The organism is Chryseobacterium sp. GTID13 (assembly GCF_056172655.1).
On sequence record NZ_JAOCMB010000005.1, the window covers coordinates 218,514 to 241,469 of the forward strand.

A 22,956-nucleotide genomic window follows, 5' to 3' on the forward strand; every position below is an offset into this window, starting at 1 on the left:
AAAGTGAATTTTTAAATGTAAAATCAGGAAAATTTTAGATCAATATAATGACTTTAGTATGTAGGCTTCCATTCCATAAAAATGCTCAAACCTTTAACTTGTAACCCGGATCCCGGAACACCCGTTACTCAAAATTCTTAAAATTTGTTTAAAATTTTAGTTTACGGTAAATAAATGTATAATCTTTCGTAATTTTACCGAATGGAATTAAGCATTGGAGAAATGGCACTGATCGCAGTAGCGATTGTTGTATTATTCGGTCCGGATAAACTCCCTCAGATAGCGCGTGACTTAGGAGCAGGCGTTAGAAAAATGCGTGGAGCAGTGGAAGACATTAAAACTGAGATCATGAAGGAAACGGATAACCCGGTTTCTGAGATCAAACGCGAAATCGAGAAGGTGAAAGATGCAGCAAAAGACTTCAATCCCATGAAAGATATTGAAAAAGATATCGTAAAGGAACCTTTAGCTTCCAATGAACCTCCCAAACCTAAGCCTGCCGATGATGAAACCTACGAAGGGCCTGTAAGCAGATAACTCATGGAGGAGATTATTCAGGAAGATAAAAAGGTTTTTCTATACCTTAATAATTTGGGCGATTCCTCTTTCGACCAATTTTGGATGCTTATTTCAAGTACCTGGATCTGGGTACCGCTTTATGTCATATTCCTTTACTTTTTATACAAAAATTTTAAATTAAAGTCTTTAATTTTCATCCTTATATTTATTGGACTTGGGGTTACGGTTTCCGATCAGCTGGCAAGTGTTTTCAAATTTGGAGTAGCAAGACTAAGGCCCTGCCATGATCCGAGTCTGGAACATTATATGAGAATTGTGAAGTGCGGCGGACAGTACGGGTTTTATTCTGCCCATGCTTCCAACACTTTCTTTCTGGCCGCTTATTTAAGTATTTTATTAAAAAAGAAGCTCAATTGGTTTCCATATGCTATATTTGCATGGGCTGTGGTAGTTTCTTACAGCCGGATATATTTAGGAGTGCATTTCCCGATAGATATTTTGGTGGGGGCGTTTGTTGGATCTTTATTGGGAGTAATATTTGGAGTACTCGCCAAAAAAGTCATCAACAAACAAAATATACCTTCATGAAAAAAACTTTATTACTTACAGCATTGATATGCTCCTCATTTACACTTTACGCGCAGGACAAAATTAAAGCAGAAGAATGTTTTAAAAAAGCCGACTATAAATGTGCGGAAGAGCAGTATACCAAACTTGCAGAAAAAGAGCAGATTCAGAAATACCAGTCTGAATACTACAATAATCTTGGTACTGCCCAAAGAAGGCTTGGAAAAACAGCATTAGCTATGAAATCCTACGAGTCTGCTATGAAAGCTAATCCTTTATCGGCTTCTGTGTATGCTAATCTTGCTTCACTGAACAGCCAGAAAGGGAATAAAGCCAAAGCACTGGAATATATTGCTACCGGCCTTAAAATCGATGCTGAAAATCCTGAATTTTATCTTACCCGTTCCAAAATCTATGACAGTCAGGGAAAAAAGACCTTGCGCTGGGTGATCTCAAACAAATTCTGAGCTTTGCACCCGATAATATCTATGCCAAAACAGGATTAGCCAATCTGAAAAAAAATAACGGTGATCTGGAAGGGGCCCTGAAAGATTACAACCAGCTTATCTCAGAAAAACCGGAATCACTTCTTTATAACGGCAGGGCAGATGTTTATCTTAAAATGAAAAAGCCCAAGGAAGCTCTTACAGACGTCAATAAAGCCATTTCCATAGATCCGAAATTTTCTAATTCTTATGTGACCAAAGCATTGGTTTTATTTGATACGGCAAAGCCCAAAGAAGCCTGTGAAAATCTGGATAAGGCGGTAAGCTTAGGTTATGAAAAAGCTATTCTGGCCGATTATTATGCCAAGTGCGTGAAAAAATAATTTTTTAATTATAAGTACCGGGCCCGGCATGAAATGCCGGGCCCGGTACTGTTTTATCAGACAGGAACAACTCTATGAATTTCTTGCAAACTGTTTCGGGATGATAATTTGAATTTTTAAACTGATAAAGATATAAACATGTTAAACATTGTTCTTATAGAACCTGAAATACCTAATAATACAGGAAATATCGGAAGGTTATGTGTAGGCACGGAAAGCAGATTGCATCTCGTTCATCCGTTTGGATTTGTAATCAATGACAAGAACCTGAAAAGATCAGGATTGGATTACTGGGTGCATCTTGACGTTACGGAATACGCCGATGTTGAAGAATGGATGAAAAATATCCCTGATCGGTCACGTGTTTTCCTGATGAGCTCGCATGCTGAAAAATCGTATCTGGAAAATGATTTTCAGGATGGTGACTGGCTGGTTTTCGGTAAAGAAAGTGTAGGGTTAAGTAAGGAAGTTCTGGATCAGTTTGAAAACCATTTAACGATTCCGATGTCAAAATTAATCCGCAGCTTTAATATTGCCAATTCCGTTGCTTTTGTAGTAGGCGAGGCAAAAAGACAGATTGGTTTAAAGGTTAAGTAAGGATAAAATTTTAACGGATAGTAAAAATTACAACGATTTAATCATTATGGTAGGGTTTTCCTGTAAAATCTGGTCGGCACGGTATAGCTGTTCCACGATGAATAAACGGATCATCTGATGGGTAAAAGTCATTTTTGAAAGTGACATTTTTTCATTCGCCCGGCTGTAAATGTCTTCAGAAAAACCATAAGCTCCCCCGATAAGGATGTGGACTTTTTTACTGAAGAATTCATCCAGTTGTCGATTTTCTGGGCAAATTCGCGGCTGGTAAACTGTTTTCCTTTTTCATCCAGTATCACAACCAGGTCATTTTTATCGATATAATTGAGAAACAGCCTGGATTCTTCCTTTTTCAAAAGATCAGGAGAAAGATTTTTGGCATTTTTTACATCCGGAATTTCTGTGATTTCAAAATTCCAGTGCTTGGGAAGACGGGTAAGGTAATAGCTGATTAAAGAGGTAATCTCCTTATCATCCGTTTTACCGATACAAAGTAAGCTGATTCTCATGTATAGAGGATTTCAAAAGGCAAAGATACCATTTTGTGACGGAAAACAGCCGGGGGACAGTAAAGCCGGGCTGAAAATGTTAAAAATAGAAAAACCAGTGATTTCAGGTATTTCAATGTTTTGGCTATTTATTTTTTAAATTCTTTTCCTGGGTATCATTTATGTTGATCTGCCTAAACAGATCTGTTAAACCATTAAAAAAATGCCATTAATCCGTTTCTGCAATATTGAAATAAGGAAAAGGAAAATGTTTATATTTGTATAAAGACTTATTAAAAACAGCTGGAGCTTCTTTCCATCAGAAGATAAACAGAGGGTTTATTAAGTAAAATACACCAAATAGATGAATATAAAAGTTCCCAGATTTATACTGAAGATTCAAGAATTTTTTGACAGCATACATATTCCTGTTCTGGGAATATCGCTCTGGCAGATGTTTCAGATCTATATTTCCGGAATTTTTAAAGGTAAGATAGGGAGAAAAGCGGCTGCCATTTCCTGGAGCTTTACCATCAGTTTGTTTCCTTTCCTGCTGTTCCTGCTTTCTGTTTTGCCTTATATGCCGCATTATGATAAGCTTCAGTTTTATATTTTCGAGGTTCTGATGCATAATGTTTTTCCCTCCAATATGGAAGGCGATGTAAGAGGATATATTGAAACCAATATCATCCCGAATATGAAAGGAATCAGTAATCTGACCATCGTTCTGGCATTGGTTTTTGCCACCAACGGAACCTTTTCGCTTATCAACGGTTTCAACGAAAATTCAGATGAAAAACTGACTGATGTAAAAGAATTTATCCTTTCATTTTTTATAACCATAGGCTTTATTACCATTGTTTTTCTGGCCCTTTTCGGAGTGTATTATGTGGAAGTGGTTATGAAGCTCTTTACCCCGGCCTATGATATTTCCTGGCTGGTGAATAACCTTTCCAAAATCATTGGGTTTGTATCCTTTCCACTTTTCTATTTCATTCTTTTAACGCTTTTTTACTGGTTGGGAACAGTAAAGATTGCCAGATTCAGGCAGGCGGTGCCCGGAGCTATTTTAACGACGGTTCTGTTTGTCCTGACTACCTATATCTTTGCGATCTATGTGAAAGATATTGCAAGATATAACGTTCTTTATGGGTCCATCGGAAGTATGATCTTACTGATGGTCTGGGTTAACGTCAATGTATATCTTCTGCTGTTTGGAAACGAACTCAATATGGCTCTCAGAAAACTTAGAATTGAAAAGCTATTGTCTGATGAAATCAAGAAAGAGGCGGTTCATTATCAGGCACCGGTTACAGAACCTAATCTGGAAAGCGATGAGGAACATAAAAGAAAGCTGGAAGAGAGAAAATAATTAGTTTTCTACTTCGTTTATATCTTTTTTAGAACTCATACTCAGTATCACAAATCCTAAAACTGCTGCTAAGAAAGAAGCAATCAGAATGGCAAATTTAGCTTCATCCTGAATAGGAATACTCTCTTTAAAGGAAAGAAGCGCTATGAAAATAGACATTGTGAAGCCTATCCCTGCTAATAATCCAACACCCACCATCTGCAGCCATGTGCTGTTTTGAGGAAGTGTACTCAGTTTTAACCTAATAGCAATAAAAGAAAACAGATTGATCCCTATCAGTTTTCCCAATACCAATCCGCAGATAATTCCCAGGCCTAATGTACTTGTCACACCCGTTACCATCTCACTGGTAAAAGTAATATTGGTGTTCGTTAAAGCAAATATAGGCATGATCAGAAAGCTCACAGGAAAATGAAGCTTGTGCTCCAGTTTTTCAAGAGGGGAGATTTCTACATCAGATACGTTCGTAGGAATGGAAAATGCCAGCAAAACTCCGGCTATGGTTGCATGAATTCCAGAATGATGCAGGAAATACCATAAAAACAGCCCTGGGATAATATAGAAAATAAGACGGGTAACCTTCAGGAAATTCAACAGAAACAGTAACGCAGCCGTTCCAAATGAAAGCAGGAGATAGGTCCAGTGGATCTGTTCGGTATAAAAAACAGCAATTACCAGAATCGCACCCAGGTCATCCACAATTGCTAATGCAGCCAGGAATATTTTAATGGAATTCGGGATTTTTTTCCCAGCATTGAAATAATAGCAAGTGAGAAAGCAATATCCGTGGCCATAGGAATTCCCCAGCCGTTGCCATATTCCGTGCCGCTATTGAAAAGAGTATAGATGACAGCCGGAACGAGCATTCCGCCTACAGCAGCAAATATAGGGAGGGAAGCATTTTTGAAGGAAGACAGTTCTCCTTCTACCATTTCCCTTTTAATTTCCAGCCCAACCAGAAGGAAGAAAACAGCCATAAGACCATCATTGATCCAGATGCTGACAGGATATGTGAGATGAAAAAGGTGAGTTCCCACTTCCTTGTCTAAAAAATGCTGGAAACCTTCACCGGCAGAAGAATTTGCGATTAATAATGAAATCAGTACACAAAAAATAAGTATAATTCCTGATGCCTGATTGCTGCTGAAAAATTTTTTAAAATAGAGAGATAAATTCATGCTTATGATTGTAGTCGTCTCACTCTTGAAACGCCGTCAATATCTTTAAGTTTTTTAAATGTTTCTTCCAGCTGGCCCTTATTTTTAACTTCAAGGTTGATATTGCCCATAAAGACGCCGTCATTGGATTCTATGGACATACTTTTCATATCCATTCCCATGCTTCCGCTGATCACGGTGGTGATATCATTGATCATTCCCATTCTGTCCAGACCCTCAATTTCGATCTTAACTCTGTTCTTAAAGCTTTCTGCATTCACCCATTTGGCAGGGATCACACGATAGTCATATTGTGCCCTCAGGTTGATGGCATTAGGGCAGTTATCGCTGTGAACTTTGATACCATCGGAAATGGTAATAAATCCGAAAATTTTATCTCCTGGAATTACTGTACAGCATTTGGCGTAGCTGTAATTCAGTTTTTCTTCGTCTTTCCCGAAAACAATCATGTCAAGATTCTGCTCTTTCGGTTCTTCAAACTGAACGTTTTTCGACGGTGATTTTCTGAATCTTGAAAGTAAATTATTAAATACGTTTTTACTTTCAATATATTTTCTCAGGCTGCTTACATCCAGTTCATTGCTCTGGAATTTAAGGAAAAGTTCCTGTGAAGATTTAAGGTTAAAGAATTTCTGAAGTTTATTGATCTCCTCATCGTTAAAGCTGATTTTCGCATGACGAAGTTTTCGCTGGAGGATCTCTTTTCCATCTTCCACCAGTTGGTTTTTCTGAGAATTCAGGTAACTTTTGATTTTGGATTTGGCTTTGGAGGTCACTACAAATTCCAGCCAGTCAGATTTAGGCTTCTGGTTTTGGGAAGACAAAATATCAATCTGGTCACCATTCTGGAGAACATAAGAGATAGGAACCAGTTTTCCGTTGATCTTTGCCCCGAGGCATTTCATTCCAAGGTCGGAGTGAACGGCAAAAGCAAAATCCAGGGCAGTGGCATTCGTCGGAAGAATCTTGATTTCCCCTTTTGGAGTAAATACAAACACTTCCTTGGAATATAAATTCAGTTTTATATTATCTAAAAGTTCTGATGTAGAAAGGTTTTGCTGTTGTTCAAGGATATCGCGGATTTCAGTAACCCATCTTTCAAAATTACGGTCGTCCGAGCTCTGTTTGTATCCCTCTTTGTATTTGTAATGGGCGGCAACTCCTTTTTCAGCAATTTCGTCCATTCTTTCGGAACGGATCTGTACCTCAATCCATTTTCTATCCGGTCCCAGAACCGTTAAATGGAGACTTTCGTACCCGGTAGAACGCGGCTGCGTGATCCAGTCCCTCATTCTTGAAGGGTTGCTGTGATATACGTCAGTTACAATGGAATAGATTTTCCAGGCCAGGAATTTTTCGTTTTTAGCGTCCGATTTGTAAATGATCCTGATGGCATAATTGTCGAAAACCTCTTCAAACGAAACACCCTGTTTCAGCATTTTCCTGTAAATGGAAGAAATGGCCTTTGCGCGGCCTTTAATCGTAAAATTCAGGCCTTCTTCTTTCAGTCTTTCGGAAACTTCGGTTTTAAATTCCTCAATATATCTTTCACGGCTTTCTTTGGCAAGTTCAAGCTTTTCGGTAATTTCATTATAAACCTCCGGATTATTGTATTTTAATGAAAGATCTTCAAGCTCTGATTTGATATTATACAGCCCCAGACGGTGTGCCATAGGAGCATAAATGTAAACTGTTTCCGAAGCAATCTTTTTCTGCTTATCCGGAGCCATGCTTTCCAGCGTACGCATATTGTGAAGACGGTCGGCAATTTTGATCAGAATAACCCTGAAATCTTCGGACAGCGTAAGCAGCAGCTTCCTGTAGTTTTCAGACTGTACGGAAATATTCTGGTGATTCATGATGGAGATCTTGGTAAGCCCGTTCACAATACCGGCAATCTTTTCTCCAAAAATCTTTTTCAGGTCTTCATAAGTATAATCTGAATCCTCAATCACATCATGTAAAAGGGCACAGGCAATAGAAGTAGCTCCCAAACCGATTTCTGTAGCCACAATTTTGGCAACGGCAATGGGATGATAGATATATGGTTCGCCGGATTTTCTCCTTTGATCTTTATGGGCATCCAATGCAATATCAAATGCCTTCCGGATGAGTTTGTTATTTTCCTCGTCCAGAGTTCTGTATGTATTCGAAATCAGATCCTTATACCGGGCAAGGATCTCTTTGTTTTCCTGTTCTAAATCGTAACTCATTTGTGCTAATGCCTATATTTAAACGAAAATACGAAATTTTTTAAACTTTTCAAACATAAAAATCCGCAGAACGCTCTGCGGATTTCCGGTTATTAGGTTTTGTGTTTTCTATCAGAATTTTACTTCTGAATCCATTCCACTGCTTGATGCTTTTATTTTCACATCAGGGCTGTTATGGATTTCGGCTCTGTTTCTGGCATCGATAAATCTTTTGATATTATCATAATTAGCCTCTTCAATACCCATATTCTCCAATAAATAGGTTTTCAGTACTGAATTCTGGTTGAAAATATTTCGGACGCCATCAGTTTGGTTATTATCTTTTACCACAACACTCGCCAGGTATTGAGAGGTGTCAGAGCCGCTATGAAGGTATACTATGTAATCTGAATTTTCAAATCCTGAATTTTCCAGATCAGCTTCTAGTTTTTTGTAATCGCTGTGATGTGCAAATAATCCAGCTAATATATTTGACATAAGCAATAGTTTTAAAATTGTACTTAAAGGTAATAAATATTTTTTAATATTGTTAATAAAAATATAATAAATTTATTATTTTAATATGTTATCTATAATATAATGTTAAAATATTTGAAAATATCTATTGAACAGCTGTTTGATTTTGATGAGACTTTAATTTATTAATCGTTTGTCGATTCGTATTCCGTCCAGCCCAACTGGTAAATATAGAGGATAATTTGGTCATAAAAGTTCATGGTTCTCAGGCCTCCGTTTTTGCCATAGTTCCATATCTCTTTGTCTAGATTCTGGTCATAGTTGATGTTGAGAAAATAATTTCCAACGTTTTTGACCGGAGTGTTTTCTGAATTATCAATATTAGTAAAATCCATATCATTCAGAATCATCAGCAGCTGTTCTTCATCTTCTTTTGACATTTTTTTAAAGTACGTTTTTTCCGTATCCAGTTTATTAAGCTGGGTATTATCCAGATACATCTTTTTCTCCTTAAAATCCAGTGTCATAAAGAATTGTCCGTCAAGTTTTATTTGCACTTCATTAATTGTATGCTTCTTGGGTGTTTTGATGTATTCCGTGCTGACATTATTTTTAATCGTTAAAACATCAGTCTCATAAAAATCTTTATCATCTACATTTCTTGAAGGGGTGTATTTAACCCTTAAAACATGAATGAACTTTCCGTCCGGAGAAATTTTTGCAGCGATAGTCTCTTCATTCATATCCTTATAGGGATTGAATATCTTGTACTTTCCGGATTTTTGGCTCAGGGCAATAGCAATATTTCCCATACCGTCACAAATATTAAGTGGAAAAACATTAATTGCTATTTCCTTGTCTGCATATTCCTTTTTCTGTTTGATGTTAACCACGTAATCATCTATACCGTCATGGTTCAGATCTGCAGTGTAGAATGGCTTCAGGTTCTCTTTTTTATTTTCTCTCTGAAGGCTGTTGTGTTCAGAGAAGAGATTTTCGGTGGCAGACTGTCATTGATCATCATCTGTTTATAGCAACGGTCAGCTTCGAAAATTTTTATAATTTTCTTCTCAGTCTGTTTCTCTTTGCTGCAGCAAAATAATAATGCAAGAGTAGCGGTAATCACGATATATTTCATAGCTGTTAAAAATAGTATTTTTAACGAAGTGTTGGGAGGTTATTGATATATTTTAATGTAAAACGTGATAGAGATAAATTACACAAAAGCAATAAGACCTACTTAGGAAGTTATAAAACAAAAAAACGGACCGAAGCCCGCTTTATTTCAATATCATTTTAAGAATTAAATTCTTTCGTTTTTAATCTCTTCCACAATTTCAGGATTTAACAGCGTAGAAATATCTCCGAAACTGCTGAAATCTCCTTCAGCAATTTTTCTCAGAATCCTACGCATAATTTTTCCTGACCGCGTTTTCGGAAGGCCGGAAACAAACTGTATTTTGTCGAGCTTGGCAATCGGTCCAATCTGATCTGAGATAAGCTGATTGATCTCCTTTTTAAGGTTCTCCTTGTCACGGCCTTCTCCTGTTTCTTTTAAGATCACAAATCCGTATAGCGCATTGCCCTTGATATCGTGAGGGTAGCCCACAATTGCTGATTCGGCAACGGCCGGGTGTTCGTTGATGCTGTCTTCAATAGGTGCAGTCCCTAAATTATGACCGGAAACAATAATTACATCATCCACACGGCCGGTAATTCTGTAATATCCCACTTCATCCCTCAAAGCACCGTCCCCTGTGAAATATTTTCCCGGAAAGGCAGTGAAGTAGGTCTCTTTATACCTCTGGTGATCTCCCCAGATGGTTCTGGCGATTCCCGGCCACGGAAAACGGATACAAAGGTTTCCTGTTACCTGATTTCCTGTAATTTCATTCCGTTTGTCATCCATTAGCACAGGCTGGATTCCCGGTAAAGGAAGGGTGGCATAAGTAGGCTTGGTTGGGGTAACGAATGGAAGAGGAGAGATCATGATTCCTCCTGTTTCCGTCTGCCACCAGGTATCTACAATAGGGCATTTTTTATTTCCTACATGATCATTGAACCAATGCCACGCCTCATCATTGATAGGCTCTCCTACGGAACCGATCACCTTCAATGAGCTCAGGTCGTGCTTATCTACCCATTCCGTGCTTTCTTTGGCTAATGAACGGATGGCAGTAGGAGCGGTGTAGAACTGGGTAATTTTATGTTTCTCAATAACTTCCCAGAATCTATCAGGCTCAGGATAAGTAGGAACCCCTTCAAAAATGACTGTGGTAGCTCCGTTAAGAAGCGGTCCGTACAAAATATACGAATGTCCTGTAATCCATCCGATATCTGCCGTACACCAGTAGATATCATTTTCTTTATAATTGAATACGTTTTTGAAAGTATAGGCAGTGTAAACCATATATCCGGCGCAGGTATGGAGCATTCCTTTCGGTTTTCCGGTAGAACCTGATGTATACAGGATAAAAAGAGGGTCTTCGGCATCCATGATCACGGTAACGAAGTCTGGAGAGGCTTTTTCGTACAGATCAGCCATCCAGTGATCCCTGCCTTCCTTCATCTTAATTTCATTGTTTGTTCTTTTCACAACAAGGACTGATTCTACGCTTGGTGTTTTTTCCAGGGCTTCATCCACAATGCTTTTCAGGTCGAGAACTTTGTTCCCTCTGTAGCTTCCGTCTGAGGTGATGATCATTTTAGCATTACAGTCGTTAACCCTGGAAGCTACAGCAGATGCAGAAAACCCGGCAAATATGACGGAATGTACGGCACCCAATTTGGCGCAGGCCAGCATAGTGACAGCCAGTTCAGGGATCATCGGAAGGTAAATACAGACTCTGTCACCTTTTTCAATTCCCATTTCACGGAGAACATTAGCGGTTTTATTGACGCGGTTGTACAGTTCGTTGTAGGAAATGTGCTGTGCCTCTTCTTTAGGGTCGTTCGGTTCCCAGATGATGGCAGTTTTTTCACCTCTTACAGCAAGATGTCTGTCGATGCAGTTTTTAGTGATATTTAATTTGGCATTTTTAAACCATGTGATTTTAGCTTCATTCATATCATACTTAACAACCTTGCTCCATCTCTGGTACCACACGAAATTTTGGTCGGCTATCTTATCCCAGAATTTTTTAGGATTTTTGATAGACTTTTTATACTCTTCAAAATAATGTGGCAAATCTTCAATTAAGTAATTTCTCATATCCCTTCGTTTTTTTGAAATTTGAATTTTATTAATATTAAATATATGTTTAATTTATGGCTTAAGCCCTATAATCATTGATTTTTTCCTGAATTTCTTCAATAATTTTTTCATCATCAATTGTCGACGGAACCTGAAATTCTTTTCCGTCAAGAAGTGTTCTTATTAATTTTCTCAATGTTTTTCCCGAGCGTGTTTTCGGTAATCGTTTGACGACCATGGCGTTCTTTAAAAAAGCCACAGCGCCGATCTTCTCACGAACCATTCTGATAATGTCTTTTTCAACTTGTTCTTCGGTAATTGCAGAACCATTCTTTAAAACAACCGTAGCAAAAGGTACCTGACCTTTCAGTTCATCATCAATTCCCACAACAGCACATTCTGCCACATCGGGATGGGAAGAAACAATTTCTTCCATTTCTGAAGTGGAAAGCCGGTGTCCGGCTACATTAATTACGTCGTCCACTCTTCCTGTAATAAAAATATAACCGTCTTCATCCCGAATGGCTCCGTCTCCCGAGAAATAGTATCCGTTGTATTGCGAAAGATAACTGCTCTGAAAACGCTCATAATCGTTCCAGATTCCCAGAAGGGCGCCTGGCGGAAGCGGAAGTTTGATGATCAGATATCCTTCCTGATGAGCATCAAGTTCATATCCGTTTTCATCAAAGATTTTAATGTCGTATCCCGGTATTGGTTTTCCGGCAGCAGCTCTTTTGATTTTATATTGATCATCAAAGGTCATTAATCCTAACATGGGCCATCCTGATTCCGTCTGCCACCAGTGATCGATAGCGGGAACCCCGATATGTTCTGAAAACCAGTCTAAAGTGGCTACATCACATCGTTCACCGGCCAGAAACTGCTTTTTGAAATGGGACAGGTCGTATTTTTTCACCAGCTCTCCGTCCGGATCCTCTTTTTTGATAGCCCTGATGGCGGTAGGGGCTGTAAACATCACGGAAACTTTATATTCTGAAATAATTCGCCAGAATGTGCCTGCATCAGGCGTCATAATGGGTTTTCCCTCAAAAATAATAGTGGTATTCCGGTTGATTAACGGTCCGTATACACTGAAACTGTGGCCTACCGCCCATCCAAAATCAGAAGCGGCCCAGTAGGTTTCCCCGGGCTCAACGCCGTAAATATATTTCATGGAGAATTTCAGGGCTGTAGCATAACCTCCCGTATCCCGTACGATTCCTTTAGGCTTCCCTGTAGTTCCTGAAGTGTAAAGCAGGTACAGAGGATGAGTGGCTTCCACTGAAACACAGTCTGCGGGTTCAGATTTTTGAACCAGGTCTTCATAATCAATAAGGCCTTCAAACATTTCATGCTGGTTATCTACCAGTTTTCTGTTGTAAACAATAATATTCTCTACTTTATCCTGGGCCAGTTCAATGGCTTTTTCAACAAGGGGTAAATAGGGGATTCGTCTGGCTATTTCTACTCCCGCTGTAGCTGTAATCAAGGCTTTTGGCTTGCAGTCGTCTATTCTTACGACCAACTCGTGAGGCGCAAAACCTCCGAAAACCACATTATGAATCACCCCAATCCTTGCGCAGGCCAGCATTGCAAAGAGTGTCTGGGGAATCATCGGCATATAAATAACGGCTGTGTCACCTTTTTTCAGACCGAGGGAAGCAAGTCCTCCTGCCAGCTTTGAAATTTCTTCTTTTGCCTGATTAAAAGTGTACATTTTTTTCTGACCGGTGACCGGAGAATCGTAAATAATGGCAGTCTGATCTCCAAAACCGTCTTCAATATGTCGGTCGATGCACAGGTAGCAGATATTGAGCTTTCCGTCGGAATACCATTGCGGATAATTGTTTTGATCTGTAGAAAGGATCTGTTGTGGAAACTCAAACCATTGAATTTCTTTGGCGTGTTCTTTCCAGAAGTTTTCTTTGTCTTCTATGCTTTGTTTAAAAAGTATATCGGTGTCCATATCAATTTTTGTGTTTCATGTTTTGTCAATGTGAGTGAAAATGGCCTTTTAAAGCAAGGCTTAACCTGATGTCTTAAAAGCTTAATAAAAACCTAAATGTTTTAAAATTAAACATTAAGATGTATTCAGAAGTTAAGATGATTAAGAGATTGCTTCGCTTCGCTCGCAATGACAGTGTGTTTATTTTTTATCTAATATCAATATCAAATTATCCATAGCCTATTATCTGATATCTGACGTCTGACATCTGAAATCTCACCTCTTGATTCTTTCTCCCATCTACTCAAACATCTCCTCAATCTGCTGCTGCAGTTTCTTTATGGAATAGGGCTTTGTGACATAGGCATCGGCACCCATTTCCATACCTTTTTCAATATCTTTCGGGTTATTTTTTGCACTCAGGAAAATGACTTTTGTGTCCTTCAGCCGGATATCTTCTTTGATGGCTTCCAGGGTGCTGTATCCATCCAGGTTGGGCATCATGATGTCCAGAAGGATTACATCGGGAGTCATGGTTTTCAGGAAATCCAGGACTTCTGTTCCGTCTCTTGCAATATAAACGTCGTAGCCGTTTTTTTTAAAGCTGTATTCCAGCGACATTAATATTTTGTGTTCGTCATCGGCAATAATAATCTTTCTCATAGATGGTTATTGGTTTTGTTCAACTTCATTTCTGATCTCTTTTGTTATGTTGTAAGGAATGCTTATTGTAAAAGTTACGCCCAGGCCGCTGTTTTCTGCTTTTATTCTTCCGCTGTGTGCCTGTACGATCTTTTTGGAAATAGCCAGTCCCAGCCCGCTTCCTGTAGGTTTTAAAATATTCTGGTTTTTCGACTGATAAAATTTATCAAAAATCATATCAAGATCCTCTTCCGGGATGTGCCTCCCTGTATTGAAAACGGTGATCACGAGGTGGTCTTCTTTTTCAGACAGCTTGGTTTGTATAGTTCCCTGGTCATCTGTAAATTTTAAAGCATTACCAAGGATATTCTGGAAAAGCTGTATCATTCTGGCTTCATCGTATTCCAATACGGATTTGTTCAGGAGGTTGACTTCGCTTAAATGGATGTTTTTCTGCTGTATCAGGTGGAGTAGTGGATTGACGGCTTTTTTGTAGGTTTCAAGAATGTTGTTTTCTTTGATGTGTAAAGCAATTTCGCCATGCTCCAGCTTATCAAGATAAAGGATATCATTGATGATTTCGCTCAGCCTGTCAGATTCCGTGATGATATTGTTCAGAAACTCCTGTTTAATGTCAAACGGAATATCGTCGTCATCTGCCAGAATTTCTCCCGCAGAGCGAATTGCTGTAATGGGAGTTCTTAATTCATGAGCTACGGAATCCAAGAAGTCATCTTTCTGGCGGTCTTTAATGATCAGATTTTGATTGGCTGTTCTCAGGTCATCAGATAGCTTTTGCAGCTCTTCAGATTGTTCAGTCAGTTTTTTATTAAGGGTAATATTTTCTTTGGATTCTTCTAAAATATTTAAAACTTCCTTCAGGGAGATTTTGTCTTCCTTCGTTACCCCTTCAATGAGAATTTTTGCTGATGCTGTTCCTATTCTTCCTGCCAGAAGGTTTTCCGAGAATTTAATAAACCTTGAATCTGCTGTTTCAGTCTGGGAATCAATATTATACTTTAAATTGAAGATTCTTAAAGCCTGTTCCGTTTTATTTTTACCTAAAAATCTCTCCAGAATATTCCTGATATCCGAAACATAAGCCGTTCCGCGCCAGATAAATGCATTTTCATGATTTTGAATATACTTGTCGATATCCACATATAATTCTGCAAAATTTCTTTCCCGGTAATTTCCTTTTATGCTCACAGAAATAATGGCAAACAAAGCGGAATTAACAAAAATTGACCAAAAAAATATTTGTGAAATCCTGCTTAAAAAGGGAATGTTGAAAAAAGCGAAAACGTCATACATATCACGGATGATCCCTTTGAATTCCTGGTTGTACGAGAAATAATATTGCGGAATAATCAGGCCGAAATAGCAGATGGCCAGCCCTGCAAGAAGTCCTGCTACGGCGCCTTTATAGCTCCCCTTCTCCAGAATATGGCCCCGAAAAAAGAAGGAGCAAGCTGTGCAATCACCACAAAAGAGATCAGACCTACGGAATCCAGTGATGTTTTCAGAATAAAATATTTGTAGAATACGAAAGCCATGATGATCAGGGCAAAAATGCTGAATTTCCTGATGTTTGTAATGTTTCTGGTATTCTGTACCTCATTATCGGATTTGAATTTTCCCAATAAGCCGTAAGGAATGATGAGGTTGTTGGAAAGCATGATGGATAAAGTAATGGCTGAAATAATAATCATGGAGATGCATGAGCTCAAACCACCAAGGAAAACAAAAACGGTAATTAAGGTATTATCAAAATGTTGCGGGATCAGGATAGAGTAGAACTCGGGATTAACCTTTTCTCCATCAAAAATAAGCCTGCCGCCCCATGCGATAGGGAAAATAAATATCGTAAAGATTAACAGATATAACGGAAAAAACCAAATGGCTGTTTTAATATGTTTTTCCTGTCTGTTCTCGATAATTGCGGTGTGAAATTGTCTCGGAAGGATGCAGATTGCTGTGGCAGAAATCATGCACAGAACCATCCAGTTCATGGCACCCTCAATACCGTTGAAGGTGTTTTTTTGCTTGAAATCTTCAAATTTGCTGGCTTTTTCATAAATGTCTGAGAAGCCGTCAAATACAAAATAAATAACGAACACTCCCAGGATAATAATAAAAAAGAGCTTTAAAAAACTTTCCAAAGCAATGGCGGAAATAATTCCCAAACGTTTTTCCGAGGCGTCCACATATCTTGTTCCGTAATAGGAAGAAAATAAGGCAATTAAAACGACCACAAACGTTGCATTGTCTGTGAGTATATTGTTGGACATAGATGTTTCGGTAACCAGATGGAAAGTCTCAGATATAGCTTTGATCTGAAGCCCGATATAAGGGACAATAGCCAGTAAGCAAACAATAGTGATAATAGCGCTGAAGCTTCTGCTGTTCCCGTACCGTAAAGAAATAAAATCCGCAAGGCTGCTTATTTTATTGATTCTTGAAATTCTTACGATCCTTGTATTGATATAGATCCATGCCGGAATAATCATGATAGGGCCAATGTAGATGGGCAGGTAATTCAGTCCGCTTGTAGCCGCAACACCGATGCTTCCATAATAAGTCCAGGCTGTGCAGTACACTGCAAGGGACAATGCATAAATGTAGGGATTATTGATCCATCGCTTGCTTTTCCTTTTTTCTGCCAGGTGGGCAACCAGGAATAAAAGGGCCAGATAGAGTAAAACAACTACAAATAAAGCGACACTACTCATCATACTTTTTTACAATTACAAAAGAAATAATGATGGAGATCATCCAGACAGCAAACAGGTAAATCAGGATCATTGGATAGCCGAAAACTTCTTTCTCACTGTTGAAAAGCAGTGAAATAGGAATGCTGAAAGCCATCATCAGTCCGATACTTAGAATAACCAGTTTTTGTTCGTGTCTTTTTTCATAAATGATGATTGATAAATGATAATTGATGAGTAACCTGCTGCTCATCAATTATCATTATCGTATATAAATTAAATTTTGTCGTCCGAATATTCTCCTTTTAGCGAATAGTATCCGAAAATGGCCATTCCGCCTGAGATAATCGGCATCAGCACAAATAATATGATGATCCCGAATACCAGATCTTCCTGCTTTCCGGAAGTGATCTTTGGAATTCCTAAAACAGTGATTCCGAAATATCCTACCACCAGGGCAACAGCAATCCAGAGTATGCCTAATATTTTTTTAGTCCGTTCATTTTAGTAGTTTTAAAATTAATAAAAAATTAAGTGATTCAGTGCTTAATCGTGGATATTATTGTTCTTATTTTTAAGATAAAACAATCCGATGATTAAACAGACCGTAGCCACTCCAATCGGGTACCATAATCCTTCGAGATACCATGTTGCATGGCCTGCCTCTTTTCCGGTGGTTACAAGATAAGTTGCTACAGCAGGAAGAAGGCCTCCGAATACTCCGTTTCCGATATGATAAGGCAGTGACATTGAGGTGTAACGGATTCTTACAGGGAACATTTCCACAAGGAAAGCGGCAATAGGCCCATAAACCATGGTTACAAATATTACCTGAATGAATACCAGGAAAACAAGATACCATTTCGTATTATCAGCCAGTTTTACAGTCTGTGAAACCTTAGGCTCTTCTGCTTTTCCGTCTTTCATCACAGGTCCGGACGGTGACCAGTGGGTAATGCTGTCTTTCTTGATCAAAGTTCCGTCTGTATAAAGTGTTTCTTTATGGAAAGTTATTAAGCTGTCTGTCGCAATATCTGCATGAATTTTTGCTGTTCTTTTCTCGGTGATTCCGTTGGCGGCAATGGTTTTACTTTCGAGGTTGACACTTTTGAACATGCTGTCGTAGATAGGTCTGTACGCTAAAATGGCAACAAGCATTCCTGTCATCATAACCGCTTTTCGACCGATTTTATCCGAAAGCCATCCGAAAAATACAAAGAAAGGCGTTCCTAAGAAAAGGGCAGTGGCCATTAATGAATCCACCTGTGCAGATTCCACGTTCATTACCTTTTGAAGGAAGCTCATGGCATAGAACTGTCCTGTGTACCAGATGACTCCCTGTCCCATTGCAGCTCCGAATAAAGCCAGAAGGACGAATTTGAAGTTGTATTTATTTCCAAAGCTCTCTTTTAAAGGATTTTTTGAAGTTTTTCCTTCACTTTTGGCCTTTGCAAAAAGCGGTGATTCCTTCATGTTTTTTCTGATGATATAAGAAACTCCTACCATCAGGATTGAGATCCAGAACGGAACCCTCCATCCCCAGTTATCGAACTCTTCCGCTGAAAGAGTAGATTTGGTCACCAGAATTACAATCAGTGAAATGAAAAGACCTGCCGTTGCAGTCGTTTGTATCCATGAGGTCCAGTATCCCCGTCTGTGTGGCTGTGCGTATTCCGCAACATAGGTTGCTGCGCCTCCGTATTCGCCCCCAAGGGCTAATCCCTGTAATAATCTCAGAATTAAAACTAAAACCGGTGCTAAAAAGCCAATGGTTTTATAGCTGGGAATACAGCCGATCAGGAAAGTAGAGAATCCCATGATCAGTAACGTAACAAGGAATGTGTATTTTCTTCCGATAATATCGCCGAGCCTTCCGAAGAATAATGCTCCGAACGGTCTGACCACAAATCCGGCAGCAAAAGTAGCCAGCGTAGATAAAAATGCTGCGGTAGGATTATCGGCAGGGAAAAATTTGGTAGCTAAAACGATGGCTAAGCTTCCGAAAATATAAAAGTCGTACCATTCTATCAGAGTACCGAGTGATGAGGCTGTGATCACGCTCCAGATGGTGCGGTTCTTCTGCCGGTCGGTCATATTCTCGTAGTTTTCGTGGTGATTTTCGCTCATGTTGTTTGGTTTTGATGTTAATGGATTAAGATATTAATTTCATCCCGGTTTTAAAGATAAATATGGAACTGTACAATGAATTCCCCTTTTGAGGAAGGACTTTCCGAAGGGCTTGTATATATTGGTCTTGTAGAGTATTGTGTGGTGATTTTTGCGTGGTGCCCGTCTATGAACCAGTTGGCACCTATATCAAACTGTGAAGAAGGCTTGTCGAATGCTTCAAAGTCCTTATACGTATATGCTGCAAAAGGCTGTATCCTGATTTTTGGCTTTTCTGCTTCGTTGGGAAGAAGGAAACCTGCCTGTGCATAAACGATATTACCTGTTCCAATCACCGGCTGTAGATTTCCGGGGCCTGCAATGGCTTTGCTTCCTGTAAAATTGGGATCAGAAGCTGCAATATTCATTGTTCCCAGATTTCTTACGTAGTTAGGCCCGAAATTGTAGTTATAATATCCGGCATAAGCGGAAACAGCCATTTTATGTTTTGCATTTCCCAGAGGAATGTCCGCAAAAGCATCTACCGCGACAAGGGTAATATCGTGTTTTTCAATATTGGAATTCACGGAAGTTCTTGTTCCGTCTGCCTGGTGGTAAAAACCTGCCCCTACATTGAATACTTTTTTGTGCCCAGATAGGAACCCACTTTGAAAGGAAGCGTATTCGATTCCTCATCAAAAAACTGGTATTCAACATAACCGGCTTTTGAGAAGCTTGGGTTCCCGTTATTGTCTACAGCTACAGCTCGTGCAGGATCTGTTACATTAACAGGAATAAGGTCTGTTGCAAAAGGTTTGTTTAAGCTGAAACGGTATTCCAGTTTGCCATACTTTCCTTTAGCAAACATTCCGAGTTGTCTCGCAAACTGGTCAGAATTGTCAATCAGAGGCCATGTGAAAATAGGGGAGTCAACAGTAAGGAAATTCAGTGTTGAAGCCATCGTCATACGGGAAAGTCCCATATAATAATGAAGCCCTGCCCCTAAAGATAAACTGAATTTTCCCGCTTCTCCAGGTAAAATAACTGCATACTCATTCCATGCATCATGGAAAAATAATTGAGGTTTCTTCCCGTTTCCGTACCCTCCTGTGCCTGTGGTTCCTGTAGCGCCACCATTAATGAATGTCTGATTGTTGATTCCGAAATGCACCAGAATCATATATCTTTTAGAAATCTGGGCATAAGCCAAAGCACGTAATCTTCTGTTTCCCAGGCTCCAGGAGTTGTCAGTAGGTTCGTTGGCTACCATACTTCCCGGGTTCATCTGGGTATTTCTGAGCCAGAACTGGTCCCATAAAATGAATCTGATGAATTTATCCCCATCAGGATTCAGGTTTAATTTCAATCCGCCTCCGTAATCAGGAGATCCCTGTGAATATAAAGAACTGCTTATTAAGGCTAATCCAATAAATGAAAGTAATTTCTTCATAAATTATCAATTTTTGGCGTTGTTTTTTGTGAAAGCCAAATTGTAATTAATAATTTATTTATAAAAATTTAATATATATTAGTGGTAATGGTATAGTTATTTTACAAGATGCTGGTTTTTAGTTACAGGTTACGGGATTCGAGATTCGGGATTCGGGTGAGAGAGTTTGAGAGTTTGAGAGTTTTTGTAGATGGAAGCTGACAAACTAGAGTTGCTGTAATGATCTTAATTTCACTGATTTTAATTTTAAGAAATTCACTATTCACTTGCGAAGCAAGATTCACCATTGACCTTATAATTATTTCTTAAATCGTTCCCATTTAATCAGCATATACTTATCCGCAAATTGGGTGATAATGAGTCCTGAATTTTTAATATTTTCTTCCTTGGACATATATTCAATCAGCTCATTCTGTTTCAGGATTTTATAGACAGGGTGAAACTCTGAATGCGGTGGTCTTGTAATGTTGTATTTCTTGATCCAGGAGCTTATGGTTACATGCGAAACTCCAATAATTCTTTCTATTTCACGAAAACTTAACCCTTCCAGATAGAGCTGGAGCGCCTTGGTTACATAGTAATCATCGATCTGTTTTCCTATTTTTTTTACGGTAAAATAGTAGTTGCAGTCCTTGCAAAGAAAGCGCTGCTTCTCATTGATGATACCACTTTTTACGATCTTATTTCCGCTGCATTTAGGACATTTGTTTTCCATAGCTATATGTTTTTAGCAAATATATAATAATTTAGCAAAATTATATTTATTTATAAAGATAAAATTACCTGTGTATTCTTTTTAAACAAAAAAAATATCTTTTTAATTTGGTTTTTAAAGTTATTATGCTTTAAATTTGCCAAAAAATTCAGATAAATAAATGGAAATAGAAATTTCCTCAGACAAACATTTGATGTATGTGAGTGAAATACAGCAGGAAATGTATGATTCTGCACAGCGTAGAGGGACGGGAATCGCAAAACGTTCCATCGAATATTTAACGAAAAAGATTTCGGATGGCAATGCTGTGGTTGCTACTGAAAATGGCAAATGGGTAGGATTCTGTTATATAGAAACCTGGTCGCATGGCCAGTTTGTGGCCAATTCGGGACTTATTGTATCTCCGGATTACAGGAACAGAGGGGTAGCTACCCTGATCAAAAATAAAGTTTTCCAGCTATCCAGGGAAAAATATCCGAATGCAAAAGTATTTGGTTTAACAACAGGACTTGCGGTAATGAAGATCAACAGTGATCTTGGTTATAAGCCGGTAATTTACTCCGAGCTCACTCAGGATGAAGAGTTCTGGAATGGTTGCAGGAACTGTGTGAATTATGAAATTTTAATGAAAAAGGAACGTAAAAACTGTCTGTGTACAGCTATGCTTTTCGTTCCTGAAAATAATGATAAAATAAACGGGACTGAAATTCAGCAGTCCGAAATTGATTACAATGGAGAAAAAGAAAGTCGTATTAGCATTTAGCGGAGGTCTGGATACCTCTTACTGTGCCAAATATCTTAGTGAAACACTGGGATATGAAGTGTATGCAGTTACTGTAAATACCGGAGGTTTTTCTAAAGAAGAAGAAAAAGAACTGGAGAAAAAAGCCTTCAATCTTGGGGTGAAAGAATACAGGTGCGTTGATGCTCAGGAAGATTATTACAACTCTTGCGTAAAATATCTGATCTTCGGAAATGTGCTGAAAAATAATACCTATCCGTTGTCTGTAAGTGCGGAACGTACAGTTCAGGCGCAGGAAATTGCAAAATATGCCATCGAAACCGGTGCTGATGCCATTGCCCATGGAAGTACCGGAGCCGGTAATGACCAGGTTCGTTTCGATTTAATTTTTCAGGTGATGTGTCCCGAAAAGGAGATCATCACGCCAATCCGAGATATGAGCTTGTCCCGTGAAGAAGAAATTGAATTTCTGAAAAGCCACGGCTACGAAATGGAATTCCATAAAGCTCAATATTCTGTAAATAAAGGGCTTTGGGGAACTTCGGTAGGAGGAAAAGAAACTTTAACCTCAAGAAATTATCTTCCTGAAGAAGCTTTTCCGTCACAGATCAAAGAAACTCAGTCTTCAGAGCTGGAAATTGAATTTAAAAACGGTGAAGTTGTAGCAGTAAACGGTGAAAATTTTAAGCATCCGGTTTATGCTATCCAAAAGATTGAAGAGCTGGCTTCCGCTTACGGAATCGGCCGTGATATTCATGTAGGAGACACTATTGTCGGAATTAAAGGAAGAGTAGGATTTGAAGCAGCGGCAGCATCGGTGATCATCAAAGCGCATCATTTACTGGAAAAACATACTCTTTCCAAATACCAGCAGATGATGAAGTCCCAGCTGTCCGATTGGTACGGAAACTGGCTTCATGAAGCTCTTTTTCTGGATCCGGTGATGAGAAATATTGAATCTTTTTTAACGGATTCTCAGGAAATGGTAAGCGGAAAAGTATTCGTAACCCTTCATCCATACAGGTTTGTTTTAAACGGAATTGAATCCAGACACGACCTGATGTCCGATAAATTCGGAAGCTATGGTGAAGCCAACAGAGCATGGACGGGAGAAGATGTAAAAGGATATACAAAAATTGTAAGCAATTCTTTAAACATCTATCACCAGATCAATTCAAAATAAAGAGTTCCGAAAGAACAATTTAACCTGAGATGGGAATGAATTCCATCAGT

Annotated in this window: 23 protein-coding genes and 2 pseudogenes; 8 read left to right on the plus strand and 17 right to left on the minus strand. The window is 38.9% G+C overall.

What is annotated here, in order from left to right; genetic code table 11:
• Positions 1 to 201: 201 nt before the first annotated feature.
• The 5 genes from N4G44_RS06945 (at position 202) to N4G44_RS06965 (ending at position 2,512) form a co-directional block, all read left to right on the plus strand.
• Entirely contained in the window at positions 202 to 537 is a 336-nt protein-coding gene (locus tag N4G44_RS06945) for a Sec-independent protein translocase subunit TatA/TatB (RefSeq protein WP_474925477.1), read from the plus strand.
• A gap of 3 nt (positions 538 to 540) precedes the next feature.
• Positions 541 to 1,107, plus strand: coding sequence for a phosphatase PAP2 family protein (locus N4G44_RS06950; protein ID WP_474925479.1), 567 nt, complete (start codon positions 541 to 543; stop codon positions 1,105 to 1,107).
• The gene (locus N4G44_RS06955; protein ID WP_474925481.1) at positions 1,104 to 1,553 is read left to right on the plus strand and encodes a tetratricopeptide repeat protein; all 450 of its coding nucleotides are present in this window, start codon (positions 1,104 to 1,106) and stop codon (positions 1,551 to 1,553) included. Before N4G44_RS06950 ends, N4G44_RS06955 begins: the two co-directional genes overlap by 4 nt.
• A 155-nt stretch (positions 1,554 to 1,708) precedes the next feature.
• Positions 1,709 to 1,915, plus strand: coding sequence for a hypothetical protein (locus tag N4G44_RS06960; protein WP_474925483.1), 207 nt, complete (start codon positions 1,709 to 1,711; stop codon positions 1,913 to 1,915).
• 138 nt (positions 1,916 to 2,053) lie between these two features.
• The gene (locus tag N4G44_RS06965; RefSeq protein WP_474925484.1) at positions 2,054 to 2,512 is read left to right on the plus strand and encodes a tRNA (cytidine(34)-2'-O)-methyltransferase; all 459 of its coding nucleotides are present in this window, start codon (positions 2,054 to 2,056) and stop codon (positions 2,510 to 2,512) included.
• A 37-nt stretch (positions 2,513 to 2,549) separates the two neighbouring features.
• On the opposite strand, the pseudogene N4G44_RS06970 reads toward N4G44_RS06965, so the two are convergent.
• Positions 2,550 to 3,021, minus strand: a pseudogene (locus N4G44_RS06970) (23S rRNA (pseudouridine(1915)-N(3))-methyltransferase RlmH).
• A 343-nt stretch (positions 3,022 to 3,364) separates the two neighbouring features.
• Here N4G44_RS06970 and N4G44_RS06975 point away from each other — a divergent pair.
• Entirely contained in the window at positions 3,365 to 4,372 is a 1,008-nt protein-coding gene (locus N4G44_RS06975) for a YihY/virulence factor BrkB family protein (RefSeq protein ID WP_474925487.1), read from the plus strand.
• Here the strand turns inward: N4G44_RS06975 and nhaA are convergent.
• The 16 genes and pseudogenes from nhaA to N4G44_RS07055 form a co-directional block, all read right to left on the minus strand.
• A pseudogene (gene nhaA / locus N4G44_RS06980) lies at positions 4,373 to 5,550 on the minus strand (Na+/H+ antiporter NhaA).
• A gap of 2 nt (positions 5,551 to 5,552) precedes the next feature.
• Positions 5,553 to 7,763, minus strand: a complete 2,211-nt coding sequence (locus N4G44_RS06985; RefSeq protein ID WP_474925489.1) for a RelA/SpoT family protein — start codon at positions 7,761 to 7,763, stop codon at positions 5,553 to 5,555.
• 111 nt (positions 7,764 to 7,874) lie between these two features.
• Positions 7,875 to 8,240, minus strand: coding sequence for a hypothetical protein (locus tag N4G44_RS06990; protein ID WP_048503637.1), 366 nt, complete (start codon positions 8,238 to 8,240; stop codon positions 7,875 to 7,877).
• A 164-nt stretch (positions 8,241 to 8,404) separates the two neighbouring features.
• Positions 8,405 to 9,112, minus strand: coding sequence for a hypothetical protein (locus N4G44_RS06995; protein WP_474925491.1), 708 nt, complete (start codon positions 9,110 to 9,112; stop codon positions 8,405 to 8,407).
• 47 nt (positions 9,113 to 9,159) lie between these two features.
• Positions 9,160 to 9,357 (minus strand): hypothetical protein, encoded by a 198-nt coding sequence (locus N4G44_RS07000; protein WP_474925492.1) that lies wholly within the window; start codon positions 9,355 to 9,357, stop codon positions 9,160 to 9,162.
• Positions 9,358 to 9,522: 165 nt separating this feature from the next.
• The gene (gene acs / locus N4G44_RS07005) at positions 9,523 to 11,451 is read right to left on the minus strand and encodes an acetate--CoA ligase (RefSeq protein WP_474928289.1); all 1,929 of its coding nucleotides are present in this window, start codon (positions 11,449 to 11,451) and stop codon (positions 9,523 to 9,525) included.
• Between the two features lie 40 nt (positions 11,452 to 11,491).
• On the minus strand, positions 11,492 to 13,378 hold the full coding sequence (locus tag N4G44_RS07010) for an AMP-binding protein (protein WP_474925494.1): 1,887 nt from the start codon (positions 13,376 to 13,378) through the stop codon (positions 11,492 to 11,494).
• A 279-nt stretch (positions 13,379 to 13,657) separates the two neighbouring features.
• The gene (locus N4G44_RS07015) at positions 13,658 to 14,020 is read right to left on the minus strand and encodes a response regulator transcription factor (protein ID WP_474925495.1); all 363 of its coding nucleotides are present in this window, start codon (positions 14,018 to 14,020) and stop codon (positions 13,658 to 13,660) included.
• A 6-nt stretch (positions 14,021 to 14,026) separates the two neighbouring features.
• Complete coding sequence (locus N4G44_RS07020; RefSeq protein WP_474925496.1) at positions 14,027 to 15,208, minus strand: sensor histidine kinase; 1,182 nt, start codon at positions 15,206 to 15,208, stop codon at positions 14,027 to 14,029.
• A 203-nt stretch (positions 15,209 to 15,411) separates the two neighbouring features.
• Positions 15,412 to 16,734, minus strand: a complete 1,323-nt coding sequence (locus tag N4G44_RS07025) for an SLC5/6 family protein (RefSeq protein ID WP_474925497.1) — start codon at positions 16,732 to 16,734, stop codon at positions 15,412 to 15,414.
• Positions 16,724 to 16,963, minus strand: a complete 240-nt coding sequence (locus N4G44_RS07030; RefSeq protein ID WP_474925498.1) for a hypothetical protein — start codon at positions 16,961 to 16,963, stop codon at positions 16,724 to 16,726. Before N4G44_RS07030 ends, N4G44_RS07025 begins: the two co-directional genes overlap by 11 nt.
• 23 nt (positions 16,964 to 16,986) lie before the next feature.
• Entirely contained in the window at positions 16,987 to 17,196 is a 210-nt protein-coding gene (locus tag N4G44_RS07035; RefSeq protein ID WP_474928290.1) for a DUF6814 family protein, read from the minus strand.
• A gap of 60 nt (positions 17,197 to 17,256) precedes the next feature.
• A complete protein-coding gene (locus N4G44_RS07040) occupies positions 17,257 to 18,837 on the minus strand; it encodes an MFS transporter (RefSeq protein WP_474925499.1) in 1,581 nt (526 codons plus the stop codon).
• 50 nt (positions 18,838 to 18,887) lie between these two features.
• Complete coding sequence (locus N4G44_RS07045) at positions 18,888 to 19,403, minus strand: hypothetical protein (RefSeq protein WP_474925502.1); 516 nt, start codon at positions 19,401 to 19,403, stop codon at positions 18,888 to 18,890.
• A 41-nt stretch (positions 19,404 to 19,444) separates the two neighbouring features.
• Complete coding sequence (locus tag N4G44_RS07050; RefSeq protein ID WP_474925503.1) at positions 19,445 to 20,266, minus strand: hypothetical protein; 822 nt, start codon at positions 20,264 to 20,266, stop codon at positions 19,445 to 19,447.
• A gap of 298 nt (positions 20,267 to 20,564) precedes the next feature.
• The gene (locus N4G44_RS07055; RefSeq protein ID WP_474925505.1) at positions 20,565 to 20,981 is read right to left on the minus strand and encodes a transposase; all 417 of its coding nucleotides are present in this window, start codon (positions 20,979 to 20,981) and stop codon (positions 20,565 to 20,567) included.
• 160 nt (positions 20,982 to 21,141) lie between these two features.
• Between N4G44_RS07055 and N4G44_RS07060 the strand changes: the two genes are divergently transcribed.
• Entirely contained in the window at positions 21,142 to 21,744 is a 603-nt protein-coding gene (locus N4G44_RS07060; protein ID WP_474925508.1) for a GNAT family N-acetyltransferase, read from the plus strand.
• Entirely contained in the window at positions 21,713 to 22,906 is a 1,194-nt protein-coding gene (locus N4G44_RS07065) for an argininosuccinate synthase (RefSeq protein ID WP_474925510.1), read from the plus strand. The genes N4G44_RS07060 and N4G44_RS07065 overlap by 32 nt, the downstream gene beginning before the upstream one ends.
• Positions 22,907 to 22,956 lie beyond the last annotated feature (50 nt).

Coding starts and splice junctions, on each gene's coding strand:
- N4G44_RS07025 (WP_474925497.1), bottom strand. CDS start 16,734: ATGATGAGTAGTGTCGCTTTATTTGTAGTTGTTTTACTCTATCTGGCC.
- N4G44_RS07030 (WP_474925498.1), bottom strand. CDS start 16,963: ATGAGCAGCAGGTTACTCATCAATTATCATTTATCAATCATCATTTAT.
- N4G44_RS07060 (WP_474925508.1), top strand. CDS start 21,142: ATGGAAATAGAAATTTCCTCAGACAAACATTTGATGTATGTGAGTGAA.
- N4G44_RS07000 (WP_474925492.1), bottom strand. CDS start 9,357: ATGAAATATATCGTGATTACCGCTACTCTTGCATTATTATTTTGCTGC.
- N4G44_RS06985 (WP_474925489.1), bottom strand. CDS start 7,763: ATGAGTTACGATTTAGAACAGGAAAACAAAGAGATCCTTGCCCGGTAT.
- N4G44_RS06945 (WP_474925477.1), top strand. CDS start 202: ATGGAATTAAGCATTGGAGAAATGGCACTGATCGCAGTAGCGATTGTT.
- N4G44_RS07010 (WP_474925494.1), bottom strand. CDS start 13,378: ATGGACACCGATATACTTTTTAAACAAAGCATAGAAGACAAAGAAAAC.
- N4G44_RS07040 (WP_474925499.1), bottom strand. CDS start 18,837: ATGAGCGAAAATCACCACGAAAACTACGAGAATATGACCGACCGGCAG.
- N4G44_RS07015 (WP_474925495.1), bottom strand. CDS start 14,020: ATGAGAAAGATTATTATTGCCGATGACGAACACAAAATATTAATGTCG.
- N4G44_RS06950 (WP_474925479.1), top strand. CDS start 541: ATGGAGGAGATTATTCAGGAAGATAAAAAGGTTTTTCTATACCTTAAT.
- N4G44_RS06955 (WP_474925481.1), top strand. CDS start 1,104: ATGAAAAAAACTTTATTACTTACAGCATTGATATGCTCCTCATTTACA.
- N4G44_RS06965 (WP_474925484.1), top strand. CDS start 2,054: ATGTTAAACATTGTTCTTATAGAACCTGAAATACCTAATAATACAGGA.
- N4G44_RS07050 (WP_474925503.1), bottom strand. CDS start 20,266: ATGAAGAAATTACTTTCATTTATTGGATTAGCCTTAATAAGCAGTTCT.
- N4G44_RS07055 (WP_474925505.1), bottom strand. CDS start 20,981: ATGGAAAACAAATGTCCTAAATGCAGCGGAAATAAGATCGTAAAAAGT.
- N4G44_RS07065 (WP_474925510.1), top strand. CDS start 21,713: ATGGAGAAAAAGAAAGTCGTATTAGCATTTAGCGGAGGTCTGGATACC.
- N4G44_RS06990 (WP_048503637.1), bottom strand. CDS start 8,240: ATGTCAAATATATTAGCTGGATTATTTGCACATCACAGCGATTACAAA.
- N4G44_RS06960 (WP_474925483.1), top strand. CDS start 1,709: ATGAAAAAGCCCAAGGAAGCTCTTACAGACGTCAATAAAGCCATTTCC.
- N4G44_RS06975 (WP_474925487.1), top strand. CDS start 3,365: ATGAATATAAAAGTTCCCAGATTTATACTGAAGATTCAAGAATTTTTT.